The organism is Zhongshania sp. (assembly GCF_041623545.1).
GTDB lineage: Bacteria > Pseudomonadota > Gammaproteobacteria > Pseudomonadales > Spongiibacteraceae > Spongiibacter.
On record NZ_JBFJWS010000022.1, the window covers coordinates 17,732 to 27,422 of the forward strand.

The following is a 9,691-nucleotide window of genomic DNA, read 5'->3' on the forward strand; positions in this document are numbered from 1 at the left end:
GCAGGGCTGTGGGCTAAGCCTAAGGATGATTCTAGCCGACGGCTATGACGACTTGTTATGATCGACCCTCAGATTTAATAGGAATGATGGTAATGGCTAAATTTATCGGCGCATTTTTGGGCTTTTTAATGGGTGGCCCACTCTTTGCGTTATTGGGCTTTGGGGTCGGGCTAATGTTTGATCGCGGTCTAAAGCAGGCCATGGGGTTTAATTATGGTGCTGAGCGCGAGCGGATTCAGGGTGTGTTATTTGAAACCGTATTTCGAGTTATGGGCCATGTCGCCAAGGCCGATGGTCGGGTCTGTGAGTCGGAGGTCGCCCAAGCCGAGGCAATTATTGCGCAATTTGGTTTGACCGGTGCCCGGCGCCAGGAGGCTATCAGCCGCTTTAAAGAAGGTAGTGCTGATAGCTTTGAGTTAGAGCCCCAGATCTCTGACTTTATGCTGGTGGCCAAGTCCCAGCCTTTGTTACGCCAAATGCTTTTAGAAGCATTATTGACAATGGCCTTGGCAGATGGCGAGGTTGATGCTGAAGAAAAGGACATCTTATTCCGAGTAGCGGCCTATGTGGGCGTATCAGCTCGAGATTTTCAGCGCTTACTTGATATGGCCATGGCCCAGCGCCAGTTTCATGGTCGTAGTAGCGGTGGCCAGCAGTCAGCGCGCAGTAGCGCCGGTGAGCTGCAGGCGGCCTACAAGGCTATTGGTGTCACCGAAGCAATGACTGACGCTGAAATTAAAAGGGCCTACCGCAAGCTAATGAGCCAGCACCATCCAGATAAATTGATTGCCAAGGGTGTACCGGAAGATATGATGAAGATCGCGACGGAAAAGGCGCAAGAGATACAGGCAGCGTATGAGCTAATTAAAGACAGTCGCGCAAAATAAGCGGTAAACGCGCTGTGACTAGCATCGCCGCGCGTCTACCGCCGGAAGGCTTAAGCTTGGGCTGCCAGCGGGCTAACATTGCTCGGCGCAGCAGCTTCGCTGTCAATTTCAGCTAGTGCTTCTACCCTGCCCTTACAGGCCTGCATAACTGCTTCCTTGTTTTTAGACAGGAAGATACCAAACTCTTCTGCTTGGGTCTCATCAACCCCGGGTATGTGCTCTTGTAATAAAGCCGTGAAACCTTCGGCCAACTCGAGCATTTTGTCATAGGCGTCAGCGTCTTTTTTGTTGTCAAACATACTATTGTCCCTATCACACATCCACTTCGATACAACCGCCATACTCCACCTCGTCTGCTTGTTGAACGGTATTTCTTAATAGGCTTGTACTGTATATAAATACAGCTTTTAATGCAAGCCCAAGGCTTTAGGATGGAAGTTAGTCGCTGTTATATATGCTTACTATGCTGCATTTCGCTATATCGATTTGCCCAATTCACAAACTCCATGGCGGGTAAAGCGGGTGAATAAAGGAAACCCTGCACCATATCGCAGTGGCGCTCCCGAAGGATACGACGCTGATTCAGGTTTTCAACGCCCTCCGCGATCACCCGCATACCAAAGCTGTGGGCCATGGCGATTATTGCATTAGTTAGAGTGATGCTATCTTCGCAGCCATCGATATCATGGACAAAGCTGCGATCAATTTTCAGGGTGTCGAACGGGTAACGTTTGAGGTAGCTCAATGATGCGTAGCCAGTACCAAAATCGTCAAGGGACAAATGCACGCCAAGGGTCTTGAGCTCCTTGAAAATATCGCGAATAGCCGGGGTATCGTTAAGCAGTAAGCCTTCGGTGATTTCCAGCTCGAGTTGAGCGGCGGGCAAGCCACTTTGGTTCAGGGCACGACTCACACTTGCCAAGATATCACCGTCGATAAACTGCTTGCTGGAAATATTAACCGCAAGACTCAGCGCCGGTAAGCCTGCGCGAGACCAAGCCACAATCTGCTGGCAAGCTTGCTCAAGCACCCAATTACCAATAGCGATAATCTGCCCGCTGTGCTCTGCTACTTGAATAAATTCATCGGGGCCGGGATTGCCGAGTTCGTCATTTTGCCAGCGCAGTAGTACTTCAACGCCGACGAGCTGATTATTACGAAGACTGATGACGGGCTGGTAATGAAGTTGAAATTCATCGCGGGCAATGGCGTGACGTAGTTGGTTTTCCATTTCTAAGCGTCGGTCAGCCTGACTACTCATGCTTTCATCGTAAAAGCTGAAGCGATCGCCGCCTTGGCTTTTGGCGTCGAACATTGCGGCTTCAGCGCGTCGCATTAAGGTATTGCCGTCATTACCATCTGTAGGATATTGGCTGAGGCCAATGCTCGCCGAAATAGTAACTTCGTGCTGTTCTATGTAAAAAGGTGCACGACATCGATCAAGCAAGCTCTCCGCCAAAATACTGGCTTCATCATGGCAACTGCTCTTATCGAGAATGATTAAAAATTCGTCCGCGCCAAGATGAGCAAGAATATGTTCGTCGCGAACACAGCGGCGCAGACGCTCGGCTGTTTCAATAAAAATCTTGTCGACTACGTGATGCCCCAAGGATTCATTGATATAGCGAATACGATCTAAATCGATATGAAGCAGAATAAACTCATTGCTTCGCAAGGCACTTTTTTCTATCACCGTGTTTAAGCTGCGCAGCGCAAATTGTCGGTTCGGGAGGCCGGTAAGTATATTGTAGTGTTCGCGAATAAATAGGCGATCAGCGATCGCCTTGTGTTTCGAAATGTCTTCGCAGCAAACCACTATTCGTTTGAGCTTGCCGTCGTCGTCGAAAATTGGCGAAATGGTCGTTGATAAATAATCAGCTTGCTCAGAGTCACCAAAACGCAATTCACCTCGCCATATTTTCCTGTCACTTATCGCCTCTTGAATTCGCAGTCGGGTTTCGGGACCGACATGCTCTTCCCATTGTTTCATGTCGATGGAATTTTGTGATTTTTCTAAACGACGTTTTTCCAAGGTGGGATGACGATGGTTAATATATTCGGCTTCTAAATTGGCATTAAGCAGAAGCATAGCCGAGGAGCCGTGCTCTAAAAGGGCTAAAAGTTTTTCGCTTTCTGATTTAAGTTCCTGCGCGCGTCGACGCGATACCTCAAGACATACGCAAAAAGCAAAGCTTAGAATTAGCGTGCAGGCGGTTAATATTGCAAAGGCTAATATTGCGGGTTGGTAGTCTGTTTTCAGGCCAAAATAGCTCGCCGCCGCCAGTGCGACGGAAATCAGCAAGCTAATTACCAGAGCGAGATATCCCATGATCCACCTAGTTGTATTAAAAAACGATCGTCTATCCTAGTGATACTATCGCGTTTGTTTTTTGCGCTACCAGCTCGGCCTCGAAGCTGGCTTTTCCGCCATTGTCATTTGCGCGTTCGTCATAATACCGTATTTCCAAATCCCTAAACTGTGACAGCAGCTCCCTTTCTCGCAGGTAAAAGCTCAGTGTTTTAGGGCCAGATTGGGCGCCAGCATCGTTTTGAACGAAGGTTTGATAAAATAATAGGCCCCCTAATTTTAACGCGCTGACAATCGCGGGAAACAAGGGGCGATGTAGGAAATAGCTAACCACTATGACATCGTATTGCTTTGGTGCCAGAGAAAAGCCATGGGCCTCCACATCGGCGAGGCATGCGGAAATGGCTAAATTTTCTCGGCCTGCAAAGGTATTTAGACGAGAAACCGCGACATCAGAAATATCCATTGCTTCGCATTTGAGGCCCGCTTGCGCCAGTAAAATGGCATTGCCACCTAAGCCGCAGGCAAGATCTAGCGCTAGCCCATTAGCGGGTAGCAAATCTCGGTGTGCTCGAAGAACTCGACAAGCGGGCCCAGGCATTTCGCGCTGCTCGTGGCGGAGATTCCATTTTGCTTTACTGCTCACGGGGTCACGATCTACGGTCATCGTTTAGCGCCGCCAGAATGCGGGCATCAATAATACCAATAGCGTGAAGATCTCTAAGCGGCCCAGCAACATGGCGTAGCAGAGAATCCATTTACCGGTATCGCTTACACTGCGATAGCTTGATGCGACTTCCCCGAGACCGGGGCCCATATTGTTAATCGCCGCTGCGGTAGCAGAAAACGCGGTGAGGGAGTCTAGGCCACAGGCCATCATCGCCAAGGTGATTATGATAAAGGAAATCATATATACCCCAACAAAACTCCACACGGCGCTCACGACTTTAGCTTCAACGCGATGAGCTCCTATCTTTAAGGGGATGACAGCATTGGGGTGAATAAGTTGGTTCATTTCGCGAATGCCTTGCTTGGCGACCAACATAACTCTGACGGCTTTCATACCGCCACCGGTGGAACCCGCGCAGCCACCCATAAATGACAACATAATGACGGCGACGGGTAAAAAGCTCGGCCAGATTGAAAAATCTTCAGCGCCAAAACCGGCGGTGGTTGCCACCGACACAGTATGAAAAATACCGTGTACAACACTTCCGCCTAAGGAATAGGTGCCGCTAATAAACAAATAAATAGAAATAGTGAGCGCGGCAATACCGATCACCGATAAATAAAATTTGGTTTCGGAATCGCGAAAATATTGCTTTACCGAACGGCCCCGCCAGACATGAAAATGAATAGTAAAACTCATGCCCGCAAAGAGCATAAAGGCACTGCAAATCATTAAAATAAGAGGACTGTTAAAATAGCCCATACTGGCGTCGTGGGTAGAAAATCCGCCTATCGCGACAGTGGAAAATGAATGGCTAATCGCATCAAAAATACTCATGCCGGCCAGCCAATACGCTAGCGCACACACGCCGGTTAGCGCTAAGTACATCAAGAACAGGACTTTGGCTGTACCGGTAATCCGCGGCGTAAGCTTGTTATCTTTGACCGGACCCGGCGTTTCTGCGCGATACAACTGCATGCCACCAATGCCCAGTATTGGCAATATGGCAACCGCAATCACGATGATGCCAATGCCGCCAAGCCACTGTAAAAACTGGCGGTAAAATAAAATAGAAATTGGCAGCTCGTCGAGGCCAGTGATAACGGTAGCGCCAGTGGTGGTAAGTCCTGAAATAGATTCGAATACTGATTCACTGACTGAGAGACCGGGGCTGTCCGCTAAGTAAAATGGCAGTGCACCGAATAGACCGAGAACTGTCCAGAAAAGTGATACCACTAAAAAGCCGTCGCGAATACTCAGCTCTTGTCGCTGCTTTAAATTGCTAACCCACAACAGCAAGCCGCAGCAAAAGGTGAGGGTAAAGGCCCACACAAATGCCGTTAAAGCACCGTCATCAAAGACAATAGATAACAAGGCCGGAACGGCCATCGTCAGGCTGAAAATCATTAACAGCATGCCGATAATTCGGCAAATAATACTTAGGTGCATGGTGCGTCTCTGGCGGCGAAACTAGTCATCAGAAAAAGCTGAAGCCGACTTGGAATAGTTTTTCGACCAATTTTATTTTGCTTTTATCGACTAGGAATAAAATTAAGTGGTCCTCTGGTTCAACCATTAAATGACTGTGGGCGATAAGCACTTCCTCGCCGCGAACTAGGGCGCCTATACTCACCCCTTCGGGTAGTACAATTTCATCCAGGCGACGGCCGACGACCTTAGACGAGCGGCTATCGCCGTGGGCGATGATTTCTAGGGCTTCTGCCGCACCCCTGCGCAGCGCGTGGACATTATATATATCGCCACGGCGCACGTGAGTGAGCAGGCTGCCGATGGTAATTTGTTGCGGTGAAATGGCGATATCGATATCGCCGCCTTGTACCAAATCGACATAGGCCGGATTGGTGATAAGGGTAATAACCTTTTTGGCGCCCATGCGCTTCGCCAGCAGAGACGACATGATATTCGCCTCGTCATCGTTGGTTAGGGCGAGAAAGACATCGGTTTCTTCAATGTTTTCTTGGGCGAGTAAATCGTGATCAGAGGCGCTACCGTGTAGCACGATGGCCTTAGATAATTGCTCTGACAGTGCTCTGCAGCGATCGTAGCTGCGCTCGATAATTTTAACGTGGTAGCGGCTCTCTACGGCTCGTGCTAAGCGCTCGCCGATGTTGCCGCCACCGGCAATAACCAATCGTTTATACGGTGTATCTAGGCGACGAAGTTCGCTCATCACCGGCATAATGTTCTTTTTTGCGGCAATAAAAAACACTTCATCGCCTGCTTCTACCACCGTGTCGCCGCTGGGCATTATTGCGGTGCCACGGCGAAAAATGGCGGCGACCCGAGTGTCGACAGTGGGCATGTGCTCACGAATTGCGGCAAGCTCATTCCCTACCATCGGGCCACCATAGTAGGCTTTTACGGCAACGAGTTGGACGAGGCCATCGGCAAAATCCAATACTTGCAAGGAACCGGGATATTGCAATAAGCGTTTGATGTACTGAGTGACAAGCTCTTCGGGACTGATAAAGACGTCAATGGGAATCGCTTCATTGCCAAATAGTTTTTCTACGCTGGTGTAGGCGTTGGAGCGAATCCGCGATATTTTTGTCGGTGTGCGAAACAGCGTGTAGGCGATTTGGCAGGCAATCATATTGATTTCGTCGCTATTGGTCACGGCAATCAATAAATCTGCGTCGGCGGCGCCAGCACGCTCAAGTACATCTGGGTGGGAGGCTTGGCCGGTCACCGTGCCGATATCGAGCCGATCTTGCAGCTCGCGGAGGCGATCGGGGTCTTTGTCGACCACGGTAATGTCGTTGTGTTCGCTGGCCAAATTCGCTGCCAAGGTACCGCCAACCTGCCCTGCACCCAGTATTATGATTTTCATCGTTCGCTATCGCCTGCGCTGTCGCTGTTATTCACTAATTGTGTGTTCTTGTAGTGTGGCACTCAATAGCCGTGCTTACAGTTTTTTCCGCATTAGCGCGTAGAAAAAACCGTCGTGCCCCTGTTCTTGCGGAAATAATTGCCGGCAACCGCCGCGATCCTGTCCCCAAGCAACGTCTAGGGGAAGCAGTTCGGCGCTGGCTTCGCGACTGAGAAACGCGCTAATTTGTGCTTCATTCTCATCGGGAAGCAATGAGCAGGTGGCGTAAACAAACAAGCCGCCGGGCGCTAGGCAGCGCCATAAATTATCGAGCAAGTTAGCTTGTAAGCGGCAGAGTGGTGCAATATCACTGACCACTCGGTTGAGCTTGATGTCGGGGTTGCGACGAATAACGCCGACCGCAGAACAAGGTGCGTCGAGCAAAATTCGATCAAAGTGGCGACCATCCCACCAGCTATCAAGATCTGCGGCATCCGCGGCGACTAGGCTTGCACTAAGTTCCAGGCGCTTTAAATTCTCACTTATGCGCTGCAGGCGCTGTTCGTCAATATCCAGTGCCACAACTTCGCTTAAGGCGGCTTGGGCTTCGAGTATGGCGCCGGTTTTACCGCCGGGAGCGGCGCAGGCGTCTAATACGCGCTGCCCTGGCTTGAGATCGAGCAATTCCGTACAGAGCTGAGCGGCTTCGTCCTGGACGCTGATATGGCCCTCAAAAAAGCCGGGCAATTTATCGACGCTACAGGCTTGCTCTAGGCGTATACCGTAGGGTGCGAAATCACATGCACTCGCCGCCATATCGAGCTCAGCCAGTCGGCTTAAGTATGCATCGCGATCTTGATGCCGAGGATTGAGACGTAGGCAAAACGGCGGGTGGGCATTACTGGCAGCCATTATCTCAGCGATTTTATCCGGCCACGCCTGCTCAATTGCTTGATATAGCCATGCCGGAAAGGCTGCCTCGGCAGCGGGCTTTAAATTCGTAAATAAGGTCTCTTGCTCTCGCTGGCAGCGGCGCAGTATGGCGTTCGCCATGCCGGACGCCCATTTTTTGCCAAGGCTGCGACAACCTTCAACGGCGCTATTTATCGCGGCGTGAGGCGGAATACGAGTGTAAAAAAGTTGGTAGGCGCCGATTAAAATCAGCATCTTTACATCGCTGTCTTTGGGCTTAAGTCCTTTGCTAAACAGTGGCTTAAGGCCTGCGTCTAAGCGCCAGTAATAACGCAGTGTTCCGTAGCACAACTCGCGATAAAGAGAGCGTTGAGCTGGGTCGAGATCTTGTTCACCGAGGGGTAGTTGTCGAGACAGCGAGCTGCCCTCTTGGGCAATGCTGGCGAGGCAGCGCGCTGCCGCAACTCTAGGACATTTCATATGGCGCCTTGGCTGGCGAAAATAGTACCCGGGGCGAATTGCTCGGCGCGGGAATTAAGCACATCTCTGGCGGCGAGAATTTTGCCGCCTGGCATTTGCAGCTCAAGAATACGGAGACTGCCTTGGCCGCAAGCGACAAGGATACCGGTTTTATCCGCGCCAATAATGGCACCGGCCTTGTGATTTGGCGTAGAACTCGCTTCTGGCTGGGCGCGCCAGATTTTTATGCGCTCATCAACACGGCTCGTCGCAAAGCGGGTGTAGCAAATGGGAAATGGATTAAATGCGCGTATTTTGCGGTCTAGACTCTGGGCATCTAAGTGCCAGTTTAGTTCTGCCTCGCTTTTGCTGATTTTAGCGGCGTAATTACTGAGCTCGTCGTCTTGCTCTTCAGGTTTAGCCCGGCCTTCCGCGAGTGCTGCGACGCTGTCGATTAGGCCGGGGCCGCCGATATCGGCCAAGCGCGTCAGTAAATCGGCTGCACTGTCCTGGGGGCCAATAGCGCAGCTGATTTTACTGAGCATTGCGCCAGTATCGAGACCGGCATCCATTTGCATAATAGTGACGCCAGTCTCGGTGTCGCCAGCTTCAATTGCCCGTTGAATCGGCGCTGCGCCGCGCCAGCGGGGCAATAGCGAACCGTGAACATTGACGCAACCTAGCCGGGGTATATCGAGAACGCTCTGGGGTAGTAGTAAGCCATAGGCAACCACGATCATAAGGTCGGCATTGTGGCTGGCAAGTAGCTCGCGGTCATCAGCTTCGCGAAAATTGGCGGGTTGAAACACTGGTATACCCGCTGCTGTCGCGCATTGCTTGACGGCGCTGGGCAGGGTTTTTTTGCCTCGTCCGGCGGGGCGGTCTGGCTGGGTATAGGCCGCCACTATTTGGTGGTGGCCGTCGTCGATTAGCGCTTGCAGGTGGCGGGCAGCGAACTCAGGGGTACCGGCAAACACCAGCCGCAGAGACGGTGTACTCATGTTTTGTCCGCCGCCTTTTGCTTCTGCAGCTTCACCATTTTGCCGCGGATGCGGTTACGCTTGAGAGGTGAGATATAATCGACAAAGAGTTTGCCTAAGAGGTGGTCTTTTTCGTGTTGAATACACACCGCGAGTAAGCCCTCTGGTGCCATTTCAAAGGCCTCGCCATTGCGATCTAGCGCTTTGACGCGAATATGCTGGGGGCGCTCGACAGTTTCATAAAAACCCGGTACTGATAAACAGCCCTCGTCGTATTGGTAGGTTTCGTGGTCCAATACAGTGATTTCGGGGTTGATAAAGACCAAGGGTTCGCTGCGGTCTTCACTGGTGTCGATGACCACAATTTGTTCGTGTACGTTCACTTGGCTAGCGGCAAGGCCAATGCCGGGGGCTTCGTACATGGTTTCAAACATATCGTCGATCAATTTGCGGATGCGCTCATCGACGTTTTTTACCGGTTTTGCGACAGTTCGCAGTCTCGGATCGGGAAATTCGAGGATTTCAAGTACAGCCATAACAGTTTGTGACCATTTCTCGTGTAAGTTGTGTAAGTATTGCTAAGATGATGATTGAGTGCACATTACACTCCACAAATCATTCGCCTGTTGCAGAGTATCCTCTATA

Annotated in this window: 9 protein-coding genes; 1 reads left to right on the forward strand and 8 read right to left on the reverse strand. The window is 50.9% G+C overall.

The window, feature by feature from the left end:
* The first annotated feature begins 92 nt into the window (after positions 1–92).
* Positions 93–887, forward strand: coding sequence for a co-chaperone DjlA (gene djlA, locus ABYT30_RS04945; protein WP_373080284.1), 795 nt, complete (start codon positions 93–95; stop codon positions 885–887).
* A gap of 50 nt (positions 888–937) precedes the next feature.
* Here the strand turns inward: djlA and ABYT30_RS04950 are convergent, their stop codons facing one another.
* From ABYT30_RS04950 to def, 8 genes are all read right to left on the reverse strand, one after another.
* Complete coding sequence (locus ABYT30_RS04950) at positions 938–1,228, reverse strand: YebG family protein (RefSeq protein WP_373095490.1); 291 nt, start codon at positions 1,226–1,228, stop codon at positions 938–940.
* A 107-nt stretch (positions 1,229–1,335) separates the two neighbouring features.
* Positions 1,336–3,216 (reverse strand): putative bifunctional diguanylate cyclase/phosphodiesterase, encoded by a 1,881-nt coding sequence (locus ABYT30_RS04955; protein WP_373095492.1) that lies wholly within the window; start codon positions 3,214–3,216, stop codon positions 1,336–1,338.
* A gap of 31 nt (positions 3,217–3,247) precedes the next feature.
* On the reverse strand, positions 3,248–3,862 hold the full coding sequence (locus ABYT30_RS04960; protein WP_373080276.1) for a class I SAM-dependent methyltransferase: 615 nt from the start codon (positions 3,860–3,862) through the stop codon (positions 3,248–3,250).
* 3 nt (positions 3,863–3,865) lie between these two features.
* A complete protein-coding gene (locus tag ABYT30_RS04965; protein WP_373080274.1) occupies positions 3,866–5,314 on the reverse strand; it encodes a TrkH family potassium uptake protein in 1,449 nt (482 codons plus the stop codon).
* Between the two features lie 28 nt (positions 5,315–5,342).
* Positions 5,343–6,716, reverse strand: a complete 1,374-nt coding sequence (trkA, locus tag ABYT30_RS04970) for a Trk system potassium transporter TrkA (RefSeq protein ID WP_373080273.1) — start codon at positions 6,714–6,716, stop codon at positions 5,343–5,345.
* Between the two features lie 75 nt (positions 6,717–6,791).
* A complete protein-coding gene (gene rsmB, locus ABYT30_RS04975; RefSeq protein ID WP_373095494.1) occupies positions 6,792–8,087 on the reverse strand; it encodes a 16S rRNA (cytosine(967)-C(5))-methyltransferase RsmB in 1,296 nt (431 codons plus the stop codon).
* Complete coding sequence (gene fmt, locus ABYT30_RS04980) at positions 8,084–9,067, reverse strand: methionyl-tRNA formyltransferase (RefSeq protein WP_373095497.1); 984 nt, start codon at positions 9,065–9,067, stop codon at positions 8,084–8,086. The genes rsmB and fmt overlap by 4 nt, the downstream gene beginning before the upstream one ends.
* Positions 9,064–9,582 carry a peptide deformylase gene (gene def, locus ABYT30_RS04985; protein ID WP_373080266.1) on the reverse strand — a complete coding sequence of 173 codons (519 nt, stop codon included), beginning with the start codon at positions 9,580–9,582 and terminating at the stop codon, positions 9,064–9,066. The genes fmt and def overlap by 4 nt, the downstream gene beginning before the upstream one ends.
* Between the last annotated feature and the right edge of the window lie 109 nt (positions 9,583–9,691).